Raw genomic sequence first — 16,416 nt, 5'->3', positions numbered from 1 at the left:
AGCCCTGGAACGCATGATGTCCCGCTCCCGCCTTCTCCTTCTTCTGCTGCTCGTCCTCGGGGCGGGTGGCGGCGGCTACTACCTCTGGAAGCAACGCCAGGAGGCCGCCGCCCCGGCCGGGCAGAGCGCCGCCCAGACCGCGCCCGGATCCCCGGGCGGCCGGCGCGGGCCGGGGGCGGGCGGCATCCCGATCCCCGTCACCCTCGCGGCGGCGGCGCAGAAGGACCTCGTGCTGACGCTCGACGCGCTGGGCACGGTGCAGGCGCTGAACAGCATCACCGTCCGCTCCCAGGTGAGCGGGCAACTGATGGAGGTGCGCTTCCAGGAGGGGCAGGAGGTGAAGGCCGGCGAGATCCTGGCCCGCATCGACGACCGCACCTACGCCGCCGCCCTGGCCCAGGCCGAGGCGAAGAAGGCCTACGACCAGGCGCAGCTCGAGAACGCCCGGGCCGACCTGCGGCGCTACCAGGGCCTGCTCTCGGCCAGCGGCGTGACCCGCCAGCAGGTGGACACGCAGCGTGCCCAGGTGGCGATGTACGAGGCGCAGGTGGCGCAGGACCAGGCGGCCATCGACACCGCCCGCGCCCAGCTTGACTACACCACCATCCGCGCGCCGATCGATGGCCGCATCGGCCTGCGCGGCGTGGACGCGGGCAACCTGGTGAGCAGCGGCGATGCCACCGGCATCGTCACCATCACGCAGATGCGGCCGATCGCCGTCAGCTTCACCCTGCCGCAGGGCGAGCTGGCGCGGCTGCGGCGTGCCATGGCGGCAGGGCCGGTGACGGTGGAGACGCTGCCCGAGCCGGTCTCCGGCCAGGCCACCACGCGCGGGGCCGGCGCGCCGCCCGCCGCGCCCGCCATGGCGCGGGCGCAGCCGGCGCGCGGCACGGTGCTGGCCATCGACAACCAGATCGAGGCCACCACCGGCACGGTGCGGGTGAAGGCCGTGTTCCCGAACGACGACATGCGGCTCTGGCCGGGCGCCTTCGTCAGCCTGCGGCTGGCGATCGAGACGGTGCCGGGCGCCATCGTGATCCCGCTGGTGGCGGTGCAGCAGGGGCCGAACGGGCCCTATGCCTTCGTCGCGAAGCCCGACAACTCGGTGGAGCAGCGGCCTCTCGCCCTCGGCGCCGTGACCCTGGCCGAGGCGGTGGTGCGTGAGGGGCTGAAGCCCGGCGAGCAGGTGGTGACCTCCGGCGGGCTGCGGCTGAACAATGGCAGCCGCATCGTCCCCGCCAGCGCCGAGGCGCCCGCCGGTGCCGCGCCGCCCGCCGCCGGGGCCGAGCGCGGCCCGCGCCGCAAGGCGGCCAATGGCGGCGGCACGCCATGAACATCGCCGCCCCCTTCATCGCCCGGCCGGTCGCCACCACGCTGCTGGCGGTGGCCGTGCTGCTGGCCGGGCTGTTCGGCTACATGCGGCTGCCGGTCTCCTCGCTGCCGGAGGTGGACTTCCCCACCATCGAGGTGACGACGCAGCTGCCTGGCGCCTCGCCGGACACGGCGGCGGTGCTGATCACCGCGCCGCTGGAGCGGCAATTCGCGCAGATCGCGGGGCTGCAGGTGATGTCCTCCGTCAGCGGGCCGGGGGTCAGCCGCATCACGCTGCAATTCCGGCTGGATAAGAGCATCGACGAGGCGGCGCAGGACGTGCAGGCGGCGCTGGACGCGGCGCGCGGCACCCTGCCCTCCTCCCTGCCCTACCCGCCCGTCTACGCCAAGGTGAACCCGGCCGACCCGCCGGTGATCACCCTGGCCCTGACCTCGGAGACGCTGCCCATCATGCGGCTCTCCGACCTCGCGGACACGCTGATCGCGCAGAAGCTCTCGCAAGCCAGCGGCGTGGGGCGCGTGACGGTGCAGGGCAACATGCGCCCCGCCGTGCGGCTGCGGGTCGATCCGCTCCGGCTGGCGGCCTATGGCCTCAGCATGGAGACGGTGCGCACCGCCGTCACCGCCGCCAACCAGAACAGCCCGAAGGGCTCGCTGGACGGGCCGCGCCAGGCCTCCTCCATCCTCGCCAACGACCAGATCAACTCGGCCGCCGAGTTCGCCGACGTCATCATCGCCTGGCAGGGCAACGCGCCGGTGCGGCTGCGCGACGTGGGCGAGGCGGTGGAGACGCTGGAGAACGAGCGCAACGGCGCCTGGTTCAACGGCCGCCCCGCCGTGCTGATCGACGTGCAGCGCCAGCCCGGCGCCAACATCGTGCAGACGGTGGAGCGCATCCAGCGCCTGCTGCCCGAGTTGCAGGCCGCCATCCCCGCCGGCGCCCGCCTCCAGGTGGTGTCCGACCGCACGGAGACGATCCGCGCCTCGGTGCATGAGGTGCAGCTCACCCTGGTGCTGGCCATCGCGCTGGTGGTGGGGGTGATCTACCTCTTCCTCGGCAGCGGGCGGGCGACGCTGGTGCCCGCCGTGGCGCTGCCGCTCTCCATCGTCGGCACCTTCGGCATCATGGCGGTGATGGGCTACTCGCTCGACAACCTCTCGCTGATGGCGCTGACCATCGCGACGGGCTTCGTCGTCGACGACGCCATCGTCATGATCGAGAACATCGTCCGCCTGATCGAGAAGGGGATGCGCCCGCTGGAGGCCGCCTTCGAGGGATCCAGGCAGATCGCCTTCACCATCGTCTCGCTCACCCTCTCGCTGGTGGCGGTGTTCATCCCGCTGCTGTTCATGGAGGGGGTGATCGGCCGGCTGTTCCGCGAATTCGCCGAGACGCTGACCGCCGCCGTGCTGGTCTCCATGGTGGTCTCGCTGACGCTGACGCCGATGATGTGCGCCCTCGTCCTGCGCGGCGGGCACCAGCCGGGCTGGAGCACGCGCTGGTTCGAGAACGGCTTCGAGCGGATGCGCCTCGGCTATGGCCGGGCGCTGGCCGTCACCATGCGCCACCAGGGGCTGACCCTGCTGGCGGCGCTGCTGACCGTGGCGCTCACCGCCTGGCTCTACGTCGTCATGCCCAAGGGCTTCCTGCCGGTGCAGGATACGGGGCTGATCAGCATCACCACCGAGGTGCCGCAGGATGCCTCCTTCGCCCGCTCGGCCGAGGCGCAGGCGAAGCTGGCCGAGGTGGTGCGAGGCGACCCCGCCGTGGCCTCCGTAACCGCCGTGGCCGGCGCCGGCGCGCTGAACCCGGCGCAGAACACCGGCCGCATCACCGCCATCCTGCGCCCGCGCGCCGAGCGCGGGCTCGATGCGCAGGGCGTCATCGAGCGGCTGAAGCCGAAGCTGGCCGAGGTGCCGGGCATCGTCGCCTACCCGCAGGCGGTGCAGGACATCCAGATCAGCCCGCGCATCAGCACCACCCAGTACCAGTACACCCTGACCGATTCCGACGCCGCCACCCTCTCCCTCTGGGCGCCGCGCGTGCTGGAGCGGCTGCGCGCCCTGCCCGGCCTGCGCGACGTGGCGACCGACCAGCGCGACGAGGGGCTGCGCCTGGCCATCGAGGTGGACCGCGACCGCGCGGCGCGGCTCGGCGTCTCGATGCAGGCGATCGACAACGCCCTCTACAACGCCTTCGGCCAGCGGCAGATCTCCACCATCTACGGCCAGAGCAACCAGTACCGCGTGGTGCTGGAAGCCTCCGACCGGCTGCGGCAGGACCCCACCGCCATCGGCCAGCTGCGCGTGCCGGGCGCCGACAACGCCCAGGTGCCGCTGGCCGAGATCGCCCGCTTCACCCGCACCAGCGGCCCGCTGCTGGTGACGCGGGAGAACCAGTTCCCCGCCGTCACCATCAGCTTCAACCTGGCGCCGGGCATGGCGCTGGGCCAAGCGATCGCCGACATCACCGCCGCCGGCCAGCAGATCGGCCTGCCCGACAGCATCGCCGGCCGCTTCGCCGGCGACGCCGCGGAGTTCGCCTCATCGCTTGAGGGGCAGCCCTGGCTGATCCTGGCCGCGGTGGTGGTCATCTACATCGTGCTCGGCGTGCTCTACGAGAGCTTCATCCACCCCATCACCATCCTCTCCACCCTGCCCTCAGCCGGCATCGGCGCGCTGCTGGCGCTGGAGCTGTGGGGGCTGGATCTCTCCGTGGTGGGGCTGATCGGCATCATCCTGCTGATGGGCATCGTCAAGAAGAACGCCATCATGATGATCGACTTCGCGCTGGAGGCGCAGCGCGACCACGGCATGAGCCCGCGCGACGCGATCCGCGAGGCGGCGCTGCTGCGCTTCCGCCCGATCATGATGACCACCGCCGCCGCCCTGCTCGGCGCCCTGCCGCTGGTGCTGCAATCGGGCGTTGGCTCCGAGCTGCGGCTGCCGCTCGGCGTCTCCATCGTGGGCGGGCTGCTGCTGAGCCAGCTGGTCACGTTGTTCACCACCCCCGCGGTCTATCTGGGGCTGGAGGACCTGCGCGCCGCGCTGGCCCGGCGCGGCCGGGAAAAGGCGGCCTGAGGCGATGTTCTCCATCTCCGCCCCCTTCCTGCGGCGGCCGGTGGCCACGGTGCTGCTGGCCGTCGGGCTGGCGCTGGCCGGGCTGGTGGCACTGCGCGAGCTGCCCGTCTCGGCCATGCCGCGCGTCGATATCCCGACGCTGTTCGTCAGCGTCAGCCAGCCCGGCGCCAACCCGGAGACGCTGGCGGCCACCGTCATCGCGCCGCTGGAGCGGCGCATCGGCGAGGTGGCGGGCATCACCGAGATGACCTCCTTCGCCAGCACCGGCACCGGCAACATCATCATCCAGTTCGACCTCTCCCGCACCCAGTCGGACGCGGCGCGGGACGTGCAGGCGGCGGTGAACGCGGCGCGGGAGGACCTGCCCTCCGGCCTGCCCAACCCGCCCAGCATCCGCAAGATCAACCCGGCCGACGCGCCGGTGCTGATCCTGGCCATGACCGCCGACACGCTGCGCGCCAGCGCGCTCTACGACGTGGCCGACAGCATCGTGGCGCAGCGCCTGGCGCAGGTGAAGGGTGTCGCGCAGGTGCAGGTGGGCGGCGCCGACCAGCCGGCCGTGCGCATCGCGGTGAACCCGGACGCGGCGGCGGCGGCGGGCGTCTCCTTCGAGGACATCCGCACCGCCGTCACCCAGGCCAACATCACCCAGCCGGTGGGGCATATCGAGGGGCCGGAGCAGGCCACCAGCCTCGCGGTGAACGACCGGCTGGACCGCGCCGCGCAGTACGCGCCGCTGGTCATCCGCACCGCGGAGGGGGGCGTGCTGCGCCTGTCGCAGATCGCCAGCGTCACGGACGCCACCCGCTCCCGCCGCCAGGCCGCCTGGTTCAACGAGCGCCCGGCCATCCTGATGATGGTCTTCAAGCAGGCCGACGCCAACGTGCTGGAGGTGGTGGACGGCGTGCGCGCCATGCTGCCGCAGCTGGAGCGCTGGGTGCCCGGCGGCGTGCGCATCGAGACGATGAGCGACCGCTCCGGCACCATCCGCGCCAGCGTCGAGGAGGTGGAGCTGACGCTGCTGATCACCGTGGCGCTGGTGATCGGGGTGGTGGCGCTGTTCCTGCGGCGCACCGGGCCGGTTGTCGCGGCCAGCGTCACCGTGCCGCTCTCGCTGCTCGGCACGCTCTTCGTCATCTGGCTGATGGGCTATTCGCTCAACAACTTCTCGCTGATGGCGCTGATCGTCTCGGTGGGCTTCGTCGTCGACGACGCTATCGTCATGATCGAGAACATGGCGCGGATGCGCGAGCGCGGCATGGCGCCCTTCGAGGCGGCGCTGGAGGGCGCGCGGCAGATCGGCTTCACCATCGTCTCCATCACCCTCTCGCTGGTGGCGGTGTTCATCCCGCTGCTGGCGATGGAGGGCATCGTCGGCCGGCTGTTCCGCGAATTCTCCGCCACCATGGCGATCGCGGTGCTGATCTCGGCGGTGCTGGCGCTGACGCTGACGCCGATGCTGGCCGCCCATCTCGGCCGTGCCGAGGAGCGCCCGCCCGGCCGCTTCGGCCGCGCCTTCGAGGCGGGCATGGACGGGATCATCCGCGGCTACATGTGGTCGCTGGGCTGGGTGCTGCGCTTCCGCTGGCTGTCGCTGCTGGCCAGCCTCGGCTTCCTGGTGCTGACGGTGTGGCTCTACATGAGCGTGCCGAAAGGGCTGTTCCCGGAGCAGGACACCGGGCTGCTGGCCGGCAACGCCCAGGCGGCGCCGGACACCTCCTTCGCCACCATGGTGGGCTACCAGGAGCAGCTGACGCGCATCATCCTGCGCGACCCGGCAGTGGCCAGCGTCGGCTCGCAGATCGGCGGCAGCAGCTGGAGCGGCGGCACCAACACGGGGCAGTTCTACATCGCGCTCAAGCCGCGCGCCGAGCGGGATGCCTCGGCGGCGCAGGTGATCGAGCGGCTGCGCGCCCCGCTCGGCCGCATCCCTGGCGTCAACGCCTTCCTGCGCGCGCAGCAGGATCTGTTCGTGGGCGGCCGGCCGGGCAATGCCGCCTACTCCTACATCCTGCTCGGCACCGACCTGGAGGAGCTCCGCACCTGGACCAACACCATGGTCGAGAAGCTGCGCACCGTGCCCGGCATCGCCGATGTCTCCAGCGACCAGGAACGCTCGGGCCTCACCAACCGCGTCATCATCGACCGCGACGCGGCGGCGCGGCTCGGCGTCTCCATCACCGCCATCAGCAGCGCCTTCAACAACGCCTTCTCGCAGCGGCAGATCTCGACGCTCTACGGCGCCCGCAACCAGTACAAGGTGGTGCTGGAGATCGACCCTGCCCTGCAGCAGGGCGCGGTGCAGCTCGACCGCATCTTCGTCCCCGGGCGGGACGGCGCGCAGGTGCCGCTCGCCGCCGTGGCGCGGGTGGAGCGCGACGTGGCGCCGCTGCGGGTGACGCATCGCGGCCAGTTCCCGGCCACCACCATCAGCTTCAACCTCGGCCCCGGCCTGGCGCTGGGCGACGCCACGGCGCTGGTGCAGCAGGCCGAGCGCGAGGTGATGCTGCCCGGCACGCTGCGCGCGCAATATGGCGGCAACGCCGCCGCCTTCCAGGATTTCAGCCGCTCGCAGCCGCTGCTGATCCTGGGCGCGGTGCTGGCCATCTACATCGTGCTCGGCGTGCTCTACGAGAGCTTCATCCACCCGCTGACCATCATCTCCACCCTGCCCACGGCGGGCTTGGGCGCGCTGCTGGCCATGGTGATCACCGGCATCCCGCTCTCGGTGATGGCGCTGATCGGCATCATCCTGCTGATGGGCATCGTCAAGAAGAACGCCATCATGCTGGTGGATTTCGCGCTGGAGCATGAGCGGGAGAAGGGCATCGGCGGCGAGGAAGCCATCCTGGCCGCCTGCCGGGACCGCTTCCGGCCGATCCTGATGACCACGCTTGCCGCGCTGCTCGGCGCGGTGCCGCTGGCGGTGGGCACCGGCACGGGGGCGGAGATGCGCCAGCCGCTCGGCATCACCATCATCGGCGGGCTCGTCGTGTCGCAGCTGCTGACGCTCTACACCACCCCGGTCATCTTCCTGGCGCTCGACAGGCTGCGGCACCGTGGCGGGGCGCTGGTGCCGCGGCGGGCATGAAAAAAGAAAAGCGGGGAAGAATTCCTTCTTCCCCGCCCCCCATCATCTTCTTCCTGTCCGTCACGCAGCCTGCGGCAGTTCCTCCGCCACGTCGCCCAGCATGGCGCGGTCGGCCACCTCGGCCAGGCGGGCCCGGTCGAAGCCGTTGAAGCCGGTGCGCAGGCAGGCGCCATAGGCCCCGAGCTGGCCGATCTCGATCCAGTCGCCCTCCCGCACATCCTCCGGCAGCTCGAAGGGGCCGCGCATGATGTCGGCGCTGTCGCAGGTGGGGCCGAAGAGCGAGAAGCCGCGCCGCACCGGCGAGGCGCCGCCCTCCGGCCGCAGCAGCCGCGCCGGGAAGCGGAAGCCCGGCGCGCCGGCATCGGAGAGGCTGCCATAGACGCCATCGTTCACGTACAGCATCCCGCCGCGCCGCATCTGCACCTGCACCACCACGGAGCCGCCGGCGGCGGCCAGGGCGCGCCCCGGCTCCGCCCACAGCTCAGCCTGCGGCAGGCCCAGCGCCTCGAAGGCCGCCTCGATCTCGGCGAAATAGGCGCCGAGCGGCAGCGGCTCGATCTCCGGATAGGCTACGGGGAAGCCGCCGCCGACATCGACCACCTCGACCGCCACCCCGGCCATGCGGATCGCCTGGCCCGCCAGCGCGATGGCACGCCGGTAGGCCAGCGGGTCCATGCACTGCGAGCCGACATGGAAGGAGATGCCGAGCCGCGCCGCGTGCGGGCGCGCCGCGCGCAGCAGGGCCACGGCCTCCTCCAGCCCGGCGCCGAACTTGCCGGAGAGGTCGTACAGCGCACCGCCCCCCGGCGGCGGCGCGATGCGCACCACCAGCCCCAGCCCATCGGCCGCGCCGGCGCCCGTCTCCGCCAGGATCTTCGCGAGCTCGCTCGCATCGTCCAACACGAAGTCGTGCACGCCCTGGTGCTCCCACGCCTCGCGGATGGCGGGGCGGGACTTCACCGGATGCATGAAGTGGATGGCGGCCTCGGGGAACAGGCTGCGCACCAGCGCCACCTCGGCGGCCGAGGCGCAGTCGAAGTGCCGCACGCCACCTTCCCAGAGCGCGCGCAGCACGGCGGGCTCCGGGTTGCACTTCACGGCGTAGAGCACGGTGCCGGGGAAGCCGCCGACGAAGTCCCGCGCCGCCTCGGCGATGACAGCCGGGCGCAGGCAGAGCACCGGCTCGGCCGGGCGCTCGGCGGCGACCAGCGCCTCCACGCTGGGCAGGCGCGCCTCGGAACGCAGGGAACGGCGCAGCGGCGCCACGGCGGAACGCGAGCGGATCAGGCCCATGGACGGAACCCCCACAACATCGGAGCGGAACGGGACGAGAAGAGAAGACGGGCGACGGCGTCAGACCGGGGCGTCAGGCCCCGGCGGATGCGTCAGGCGATGTTGCGATGGTCTGGCATCGCAGCGGTCCGGTCACCGAACATAGCCACTTCCTTCCAGTGAAGCCGGCCCACGGGAATGGCCGGCACGAGCGAGAAGGACGCGTTTACGTCGTTGCTGTGCCCTGCTCTGCGGGGCTCGCGGCACGTGCGATAGCGTCAGCGAATGCGCCAGATAAGCAGCGCGGTGAGCTATTTAAAGCCATGCCGCGCCGGCAGGGACGCGTTTTCGGTGCCTCAGCCCCGGGGCTTGGGCATGGCCACGAGCGCCAGGTATTCCCAGGCGATGGTCGCGGCGGCCAGCGCGGTGATTTCCGACACGTCGTAGGCCGGCGCCACCTCGACGATGTCCATGCCGCGCCAGTCCAGCCCGCCGAGCCGGCGCAGGATGGCCTGTGCCTGCCAGGAGGCGAGGCCGCCGATCTCCGGCGTGCCGGTGCCGGGGGCGAAGGCGGGGTCCAGCGTGTCGATGTCGAAGCTGAGATAGGCGGGGGCATCGCCCACCACCGCGTGGATGCGCTCGGCCACGGCGGCGGGGCCGGCCTCGTGCACCGTCTGTGCGTCGAGGATGGTGACGCCCTGCGACAGGGTCCAGTCCCACACCTCGCGCTGCACGGGGGAGCGGATGCCCACCTGGATCATCCGCTGCGGGTCCACCAGCCCCTCGCGCAGCGCGTGGTAGAACACCGAGCCGTGCCCGTAGATCTGGCCGAAATTGTCCGGCCAGGTGTCCACATGCGCGTCGAAATGCACCAGCGCGAGCGGGCTGCCCAGGCGGCGCGAGAGAGCGCGCAGCAGCGGCAGGGTGATGCCATGCTCGCCGCCCAGCGCGATCAGGTGCGAAAGGTCCGCCGCCTGCGCCTCGATCGCCGCCAGGCTGCCGGGCAGGTCCCCCAGCGCGATGGAGAACTCACCGAGATCCGCCAGCGAGAGGGTGGCCGGGTCCACCCAGTGCGACGGGTGCGCGCCATCGACCAACATGCGGCTGGCGGCGCGGATCGCCTGGGGGCCGGAGCGGGCGCCGGCACGGTTGGTGGTGCCGAGGTCGAGCGGGATGCCGGCCACGGCGAAATCCGCACCACGGTCGGTGCGGGTGACGCCGAGGAAGCCAGGCGGGGTCGCGAAGGTGGGGACCAGGGACATGGGGCGGGGCCTCACGCGCGGGCGGCGAAGATAGGCGTGGCGGCCCGGCGGGCGCCAGGAGGGCGGGGGCCGCGCACAGGCCCCCGCCCGGTCGGCCGGCTCAGTACCGGCGCGGCGGCCGGCGGTTCTGATACTGTTGCTGCTGCGACTGATCGTAGAGATAGCCGCCCGCGGCGCCCGCGCCGGCGCCCAGCAGCGCGCCGAAGCCGGCATCGCCGGTGAAGGAGCCGATGATGCCGCCCAGCGCGGCACCCCCGGCGGTGCCGCCGGCCACGTTGCGCGTGGTCGGGTTCATGTTGGCGCAGGCGCCGAGGGCCAGCGCCGCCAGCAGCGGCAGGGCGAGGCGGGCGGGACGCAGGATGGTGGTGCTCATTGCGACGGCTCCCTCTTAGCGGCTGGCCGGGCGGCCGGCGCGCGGCGGCGTGGTCTCGGCCGGGCAGGGATAGGTGGCCTGGGCCCAGCGGTGCAGCCCATCCAGCGCCGGCTCGGCGGCATACTGCGCGTTCTGCCGCGCCCAGGCGGCGAAAGCGATGCCGGTCTGCGCCACGGAGGGCGCCGGGCTGGGCACGCAGTAGAGCGGCTTGCGGCCGCTGCCGGCCGGGAACATGGCGGCGTGGTACTGGCCCGCCGCGGTGATGTAGCCCTGGCAGTAGGCGATGGCCTCCAGCCGCAGCGGGCCGGGGGCGGGGTCGCAGATGGCGGCCAGATCGGCCACGGTGCGCACCTGGGTCACGGGCGGGCTGGAAGGAGCTGTCGTGCTGGTCTGCGCCAGGGCGGGAGAAGCCGCCGCGGCCGCAAGCGCGGCAGCCACAATAATGTTCCGCATCGATGATGATCCTCGCGGTTAAAACAGTGGCGTGGCGGAGATTATTCTTTCCTGGCTGGCAGTAAAGCCCACCCTTTCACAAGATCGGCTTCATGTCTTGCAGGCAAGATCAACAGGAATGTTTTTGTCAATTCGAAGGCGGGAAAAGGCGAGACGGCAATCTGCACCGTCCCGCTCCCGCTGGGGCAGAGGGAGCGGTCTCCTTCCCGCCTCAACGGTGGCAGCAATCCTTCCGCGCGGCCTTGTCAGGCCTTGCCGCGCGGCGCCGGCTTGGCCTTCGGCTTGGCGGCCGGCCCGGGCGTGGGCTGGGCGGCCGGCTGGGTAGTTGCCGGCTGGGTAGTTGCAGGCTGGGCAGCGGCCGGCTGGGCAGCGGATTTGGGCGGCGGCTTCGGCTTGCCGGATTTGGCGGGCTTGGCCGGTGCCGGTTCCGGCCGCTCCTCCACCGTGGCCGACCGGGCGGGGAGCGCCTCGTCCTGCGGCACGGCCGGCAGCGGCTCCTCCGGATAGCTGGGGCTGGTCATGCTGGGCGGGTCGCTGGCGGGAAAGGTATCGGCCAGCTGGTCGTCCAGGCTGCCGGAAGGCGGCTCCATCTCCTCCCGGGCGCGGTGCCAGTAGTGCTCCGCCTTCCCCTCCTGCCGGCCCTCGGCTTCCCACATCTCGTAGGCACGGGCGCGGATGCGCTCCTCCCGGTCCGGTGACGTGTCGCTCATGCACAATCTCCTCTCGCGGGCGCCGCGTCCGGCCGGCCCGCCTGCGCAGACATCGGGTGGCGCGTGGTGGCGCTGCTCACAATTCCCGGGCCAGCAGCCGGTTCACGGTGCGGCAGGCGGCCACCACGGCCAGCAGCAAAAGCCCCTGGCGGATCAGCCCGGCGGGGGTCAGATCGTAGGCGCCCAGTTGCAGTTGCGTCGGCAGAACGTGCAGCATCGCCTGAAGTTCCGGCTCGGCCGAGATCTGGCCGACCAGGCGCAGCGCCCCCCACCAGAGCGCGCCGACGAACAGCAGGAGCGGCGCCAGCAGCTCCGCCAGGAGCTCGATGAAGGTGACGGCGAAGCTGGCCAGCGCCTTGGCCACGACGGCCAGGCCACGCAGCGCCGGCGAGCCATGCGCCATGGCCGGACGTGCCTCCAGGCCATGGCGGGATGAGGGTGAGCGCATCGATCGAACTCCGCCGCGTCCCCGGAAAGACGGGAACGGCCGGAATGTGACCCGCTCCGGTTGTGCCGTCAGGTAACGCTGCCGCGAGCGCGGGGGGGCGGCCCGCTCATTGCGCGGCGTTGACGTTCCGCGGCCATTCTGTTGACCTTCCGGCTAAGGGCGGGCGGAGGGGATATGCCCACCGCCGGCGCGACAGGGAGAAAGACCGCCCCGAACGGCTGGCCACCCGCAGGGATGGCGGGCCGGACACGGCGCGAGGTCGACGGCTTGCAACCGCCTGGAGAGGAGAGGTCCGCCTATGTTCAAGGCATCCCGCCGCACCGCCACCCGGCCGATGATGCGCTGGCTCGGGGGCGCCGCCCTCCTGCTAGGCGCGCTCGGCGCCGCCGCGCCGGCCGGCGCGCAATCCGCCCCGCGCGACGCCCTGCTGGTCCTGCGCGAAATCGACGCCGACCGCTACGACCCCGCCCGCACCTCCTCCCTCGCGGCGGGCGAGGCGCTGTTCCTGCTGTCCGACACGCTGGTGACGATGGACTGGGACCAGCGCACCATCCGCCCCGGCCTGGCCGAGAGCTGGAGCATCAGCGAGGATGGCCGCACCTACACCTTCAAGCTGCGCCAGGGCGTCACCTTCTGCGACGGCAAGCCCTTCACCGCGAAGGATGCCGCCTATTCGCTGAAGCGCTGGGTGGACCCGGCGACGCGCAGCCCGGTGCGCTGGCGCGCCGGCCCGGTGCAGGACATCCGCGCGGTGGACGACCACACCCTGGTCTATGAGCTGAAGGAGCCCTTCAGCGAGCTGCTGCTGCAACTGACGCAGTATTTCGGCAGCATCGTCGACCAGGCGACGGTGGAGCGGCTGGGCGACAATTTCGGCGTGCAGGGCTTCAACGGCACCGGCCCCTATTGCTGGCAGTCCTGGACGCCGCGGCAGGAGATGGTGCTGACGAAGCACCCGCGCTACAACTGGGGCCCGCCGATCTACAAGAACCCCGCGCCGCAGGTGGAGCGCATCATCCTGCGCATCATCCCCGAGGCCACCACGCGGCTCGCCGCCGTGCAGTCCGGCCAGGGCGACGTGACGCAGTGGATTCCCTATTTCGCGCTCGAGGGGCTGCGCCGCATCCCGACGCTGAAGCTGCAGCAGCAGCCGGTGCACTTCTTCGACCACTTCCTCGGCTTCAAGGTGGACAAGCCGGTGAGCGGCGACCCTGCCATCCGCGAGGCGGTGAACCTGGCGGTGGACAAGCAGGCCATCGCCAAGGCCGTCTTCTTCGGCGCGGGCGAGGCAGCCACCGCCTACCTCAACCCCGCCGCCCTCGACTTCAACCCCGAGGCGGCCAAGCTGGTGCCGCAATTCGATGCCAGCGCGGCGCGCAAGGTGCTGGACGAGGCGGGCTGGACGCCCGGCTCCGACGGCGTGCGGGTGAAGGACGGGCAGCGCGCCTCGCTGCTGCTCTACGCGCTGCAGACCGCGGTCAACAGCACGGTGATGCAGGCGATCCAGGCCGATCTGCGGCGCGTCGGCATCGAGCTGCGGGTGCAGCTGTGGGATGCCACGGTGGGCTGGGGCAAGCTGGCGACGCAGGAATTCGACGCCTTCGTCATGTCCTACCCCTACATGTCGGCCACCGACGCCTTCTCGCTCTACTTCCCGAGCACCAACCGCCCGACACCGAACCGGATGAACTGGAACGACCCCGAGACGGACGAGGCGCTGCGCCAGGCGCGCGGCGCGACCGACCCGGCCGAGCGGGCCCGGGTGATGGGCGACCTGCAGAAGCGCATCGCCGAGGCGAATGTCTGGCTGCCGCTGCTGCGCCAGCCGCTCTGGGTGGTCTCCACCCAGCGGGTGGAGGGGGTGCGGCCACACGGCATCTATGGCGTGGCCCTCTACAAGGGGCTGGATATCCGCCTGACACGCTGAGGCAGGACAAGGGGTTGGCCGGATTTTCCACACCGGCCTCCCGGTTTTATCCCCAGATCGCTCCACGGAATCTGGGGATAACTTTGTGCCGGGGTTGTCTCAGGCGGCGCGGCGGATCTCGCGCAGCCGCACGCCGCTTTCCGCCATGGCGGGCATCCGGTTCAGCCGGATGGAGAGGTCCTGCGGCGGCAGGGCATAGCGCATGGCCTGGCTGAGCAGCCGCACGGCGCGGCCCATCAGCGCGATGGTGATCCACTCGCCCGGGCAGCGGTGCCCCTGGTACGGGTCACCCGCCCCCTGCGGGACGAGGGTGTCCGGGTCGCCCGGCCAGCCGTGGAAACGCTCGGGGCGGAAGCGGTGCGGCTCCGGCCAGAGGCGCGGGTCGTGATTGGTGCCGTAGAGGTCGAGCAGCACCCAGTCGCCCGCCGCGAAGCGGTGGCCGTGCCATTCGAAGGCCTCGCAGGCCCGCCCGCCGATCATCGGGAAGAAGGGATAGAAGCGCCGCACCTCCTGTACGAAGGGCTCCAGGCCGTCCTCCTCTCCCGCGGCGAAGCGGGCCCGCCAGGCGGGGTTCTCATGCAGGGCCAGGGCGGCGAAGGCGATGAAGCGCCCCACCGCGACGGTCGGGCGGAGGATGTTGATCAGTTCCACGGCGGCCGCCTTCTCGTCCAGCGGCGTGCCGTCCGGCGCGCGGTGCGCGGCGATCAGCGCCGCCGCGCTGCCCTCGGGCACCGGCACCGCGCCGGCGCGGATCTCCCGCACCAGGGCGCGCATCCGCCGCTCGGTGCGGGCGCGCAGGCGCAGCGCGTTCAGCGTGCCGGGGCCGACGCGGCCGGAATACTCGATCATGGCCGTGAGCTCGGCGGCCAGGGTGGGGGCGTCCTCCTCCCGCAGGGGCACGCCGGCCCAGTCGCAGGCCACGCGCGTCAGCAGCAGGCCCATCTCCTCGAACAGCGCCACCTCCCCGGCCGCCTCCCAGCGCGGCAGGGCCTCGCGCCAGTGCTTCTCCAGCAGGTCGGCGGCGCCGGCGATGGCGCCGGGCGACATCATGGCCATGAACATCGCCTTGCGGTGCCGGTGCGCCGCGCCGTCCAGCGCCTGCACGCTGCCCTTGTCCTGCAGCAGCCACAGCGTGGTGCGCGGCATGGCGCCCTGGCGGGTGAAGCGGCCCGGCGCGTAGAACATCCGCGCCGCCTCCGCCCCGCGCATGCACAGCACGGGCGTCATCATCAGCCGGGTGGCGAAGAGGTCGGTGCCCAGCTCGTCGCAGCGGCGGCCGATGAAGGTGTAGCCCTCGCGCAGCAGGGCCAGGGTGTCGTCGAGGGCGGGGGCGCGGGGGGTGTCCGGCATGCCCGGCTCCTTCCATGGCGGCGTGGTCCGTCACGGACGGAACCCGAAGCGGGCGGGAGGGTTGCCGCCCCCCTCCCCTCCCGCCCGCGGGCACGCTCAGTCGTAGCGCAGCTCGCCCGCCTTGCCGCCGAAGATGCGCCAGGCCAGCAGGGTGTAGGCCAGGATCACCGGCAGCACGAACAGCGCGCCGGCCAGGATGATGGTCAGGCTCTCCGGCGACGCCGCGGCCTGCCACAGCGTCAGCCGGTCCGGCACGATATAGGGGAAGAAAGACCAGGCGAGTCCGGTGAAGGAGAGCACGAACAGCCCCGTGGCGCCCCAGAAGGGCAGCCGCTCCAGGGCGCCGTCCGGCAGCGGCAGGTGCTTCAGCAGGCTGTGCAGGCCGAGCAGCAGCACGAAGGTGGTGGCCGGCAGCGGCGCCAGCAGCACCAGGTTCGGCATCTCCAGCCAGCGCGCCAGGATGCGGGGCGAGGCCAGCGGAGTGGCCAGCGAGACGGCGAGGATGCCGAGCCCCACCAGCCAGAGCGTAGGGCGCGCCCAGGCCACGGCGCGGCGCTGGAGGTCGCCCTCGGTGCGCCAGATCAGCCAGCAGGCGCCGATGAAGGCATAGCCCGCCGCCAGCCCCACCGCCGAGAGGGCGGCGAAGGCCTGCGGCGCGAGGCCCCCCGCGAAGCCCAGCACGTAGCGGCCGAGCATCCAGCCCTGGGAGAGCGCGGCCAGCAGGGAGCCGGCGAAGAAGGCGTGGTCCCAGGCCCGCTTGCCCAGCACCGAGGCGGCCTTGGCGCGGAACTCGAAGGCCACGCCGCGCAGGATCAGCCCGGCCAGCATCACCGCGACCGGCAGGTAGAGCGCGGTGAGGATGGCGCCATGCGCGATGGGGAAGGCCACCAGCAGCAGGCCGACGCCCAGCACCAGCCAGGTCTCGTTGGCGTCCCAGAAGGGGCCGATGGAGGCGACCATGCGGTCGCGCTCCGCCTCCTCGGTGGTGGCGTTCAGCAGCAGGCCGACGCCGAGGTCGTAGCCGTCCAGCACCACATAGGCGAGGACGGAGACCGCCATCAGCACGGCGAAGATCACCGGCAGCAGCTCGGGGTCGAGGAAGGGGGTCATGGCGGCG

General features: G+C 72.1%; 12 protein-coding genes. 4 read left to right on the top strand and 8 right to left on the bottom strand.

Annotated features, from left to right (window positions below):
* Positions 1-16 precede the first annotated feature (16 nt).
* From ACFOY6_RS05875 to ACFOY6_RS05865, 3 genes are read left to right on the top strand one after another with little or no spacing between them, the layout of a single operon-like run.
* Entirely contained in the window at positions 17-1,333 is a 1,317-nt protein-coding gene (locus ACFOY6_RS05875; protein WP_379649484.1) for an efflux RND transporter periplasmic adaptor subunit, read from the top strand.
* Positions 1,330-4,413, top strand: coding sequence for an efflux RND transporter permease subunit (locus ACFOY6_RS05870; RefSeq protein WP_379649482.1), 3,084 nt, complete (start codon positions 1,330-1,332; stop codon positions 4,411-4,413). Before ACFOY6_RS05875 ends, ACFOY6_RS05870 begins: the two co-directional genes overlap by 4 nt.
* 4 nt (positions 4,414-4,417) lie before the next feature.
* Positions 4,418-7,504 (top strand): efflux RND transporter permease subunit, encoded by a 3,087-nt coding sequence (locus ACFOY6_RS05865; RefSeq protein ID WP_379649480.1) that lies wholly within the window; start codon positions 4,418-4,420, stop codon positions 7,502-7,504.
* A 60-nt stretch (positions 7,505-7,564) separates the two neighbouring features.
* On the opposite strand, the gene ACFOY6_RS05860 is transcribed toward ACFOY6_RS05865, so the two are convergent.
* The 6 genes from ACFOY6_RS05860 to ACFOY6_RS05835 all read right to left on the bottom strand — a co-directional run bounded on the left by ACFOY6_RS05860 (position 7,565) and on the right by ACFOY6_RS05835 (position 12,022).
* Positions 7,565-8,797, bottom strand: a complete 1,233-nt coding sequence (locus tag ACFOY6_RS05860; RefSeq protein ID WP_379649476.1) for a type III PLP-dependent enzyme — start codon at positions 8,795-8,797, stop codon at positions 7,565-7,567.
* Between the two features lie 335 nt (positions 8,798-9,132).
* Positions 9,133-10,038, bottom strand: coding sequence for an agmatinase (gene speB, locus ACFOY6_RS05855; protein ID WP_379649474.1), 906 nt, complete (start codon positions 10,036-10,038; stop codon positions 9,133-9,135).
* Between the two features lie 100 nt (positions 10,039-10,138).
* Positions 10,139-10,411, bottom strand: a complete 273-nt coding sequence (locus ACFOY6_RS05850; RefSeq protein ID WP_109518113.1) for a glycine zipper domain-containing protein — start codon at positions 10,409-10,411, stop codon at positions 10,139-10,141.
* 15 nt (positions 10,412-10,426) lie between these two features.
* Entirely contained in the window at positions 10,427-10,849 is a 423-nt protein-coding gene (locus ACFOY6_RS05845) for a Rap1a/Tai family immunity protein (RefSeq protein ID WP_379636457.1), read from the bottom strand.
* A gap of 260 nt (positions 10,850-11,109) precedes the next feature.
* Positions 11,110-11,574 (bottom strand): DUF2934 domain-containing protein, encoded by a 465-nt coding sequence (locus tag ACFOY6_RS05840; RefSeq protein ID WP_379636458.1) that lies wholly within the window; start codon positions 11,572-11,574, stop codon positions 11,110-11,112.
* Positions 11,575-11,650: 76 nt separating this feature from the next.
* Positions 11,651-12,022 carry a hypothetical protein gene (locus tag ACFOY6_RS05835; protein ID WP_146201928.1) on the bottom strand — a complete coding sequence of 124 codons (372 nt, stop codon included), beginning with the start codon at positions 12,020-12,022 and terminating at the stop codon, positions 11,651-11,653.
* A 298-nt stretch (positions 12,023-12,320) separates the two neighbouring features.
* Between ACFOY6_RS05835 and ACFOY6_RS05830 the strand changes: the two genes are divergently transcribed.
* Positions 12,321-13,949 (top strand): ABC transporter substrate-binding protein, encoded by a 1,629-nt coding sequence (locus tag ACFOY6_RS05830; RefSeq protein ID WP_379649472.1) that lies wholly within the window; start codon positions 12,321-12,323, stop codon positions 13,947-13,949.
* Between the two features lie 99 nt (positions 13,950-14,048).
* Here the strand turns inward: ACFOY6_RS05830 and ACFOY6_RS05825 are convergent, their stop codons facing one another.
* Both ACFOY6_RS05825 and ACFOY6_RS05820 read right to left on the bottom strand, forming a co-directional pair.
* The gene (locus ACFOY6_RS05825; protein ID WP_379649470.1) at positions 14,049-15,299 is read right to left on the bottom strand and encodes a cytochrome P450; all 1,251 of its coding nucleotides are present in this window, start codon (positions 15,297-15,299) and stop codon (positions 14,049-14,051) included.
* Positions 15,300-15,395: 96 nt separating this feature from the next.
* The gene (locus ACFOY6_RS05820; protein WP_109518108.1) at positions 15,396-16,409 is read right to left on the bottom strand and encodes a cytochrome d ubiquinol oxidase subunit II; all 1,014 of its coding nucleotides are present in this window, start codon (positions 16,407-16,409) and stop codon (positions 15,396-15,398) included.
* Between the last annotated feature and the right edge of the window lie 7 nt (positions 16,410-16,416).

Origin of the sequence: Teichococcus aestuarii (assembly GCF_042651065.1) — a bacterium.
GTDB lineage: Bacteria > Pseudomonadota > Alphaproteobacteria > Acetobacterales > Acetobacteraceae > Pseudoroseomonas > Pseudoroseomonas aestuarii.
This window is presented reverse-complemented; position numbering and strand designations above follow the sequence as displayed.

Bases quoted from the DNA above. Each gene is read 5' to 3' on its own strand.
- ACFOY6_RS05840 (WP_379636458.1), bottom strand. From the start codon at position 11,574: ATGAGCGACACGTCACCGGACCGGGAGGAGCGCATCCGCGCCCGTGCC.
- ACFOY6_RS05820 (WP_109518108.1), bottom strand. From the start codon at position 16,409: ATGACCCCCTTCCTCGACCCCGAGCTGCTGCCGGTGATCTTCGCCGTG.
- ACFOY6_RS05825 (WP_379649470.1), bottom strand. From the start codon at position 15,299: ATGCCGGACACCCCCCGCGCCCCCGCCCTCGACGACACCCTGGCCCTG.
- ACFOY6_RS05850 (WP_109518113.1), bottom strand. From the start codon at position 10,411: ATGAGCACCACCATCCTGCGTCCCGCCCGCCTCGCCCTGCCGCTGCTG.
- ACFOY6_RS05875 (WP_379649484.1), top strand. From the start codon at position 17: ATGTCCCGCTCCCGCCTTCTCCTTCTTCTGCTGCTCGTCCTCGGGGCG.
- ACFOY6_RS05830 (WP_379649472.1), top strand. From the start codon at position 12,321: ATGTTCAAGGCATCCCGCCGCACCGCCACCCGGCCGATGATGCGCTGG.
- ACFOY6_RS05860 (WP_379649476.1), bottom strand. From the start codon at position 8,797: ATGGGCCTGATCCGCTCGCGTTCCGCCGTGGCGCCGCTGCGCCGTTCC.
- ACFOY6_RS05835 (WP_146201928.1), bottom strand. From the start codon at position 12,022: ATGCGCTCACCCTCATCCCGCCATGGCCTGGAGGCACGTCCGGCCATG.
- ACFOY6_RS05870 (WP_379649482.1), top strand. From the start codon at position 1,330: ATGAACATCGCCGCCCCCTTCATCGCCCGGCCGGTCGCCACCACGCTG.
- ACFOY6_RS05865 (WP_379649480.1), top strand. From the start codon at position 4,418: ATGTTCTCCATCTCCGCCCCCTTCCTGCGGCGGCCGGTGGCCACGGTG.
- speB (WP_379649474.1), bottom strand. From the start codon at position 10,038: ATGTCCCTGGTCCCCACCTTCGCGACCCCGCCTGGCTTCCTCGGCGTC.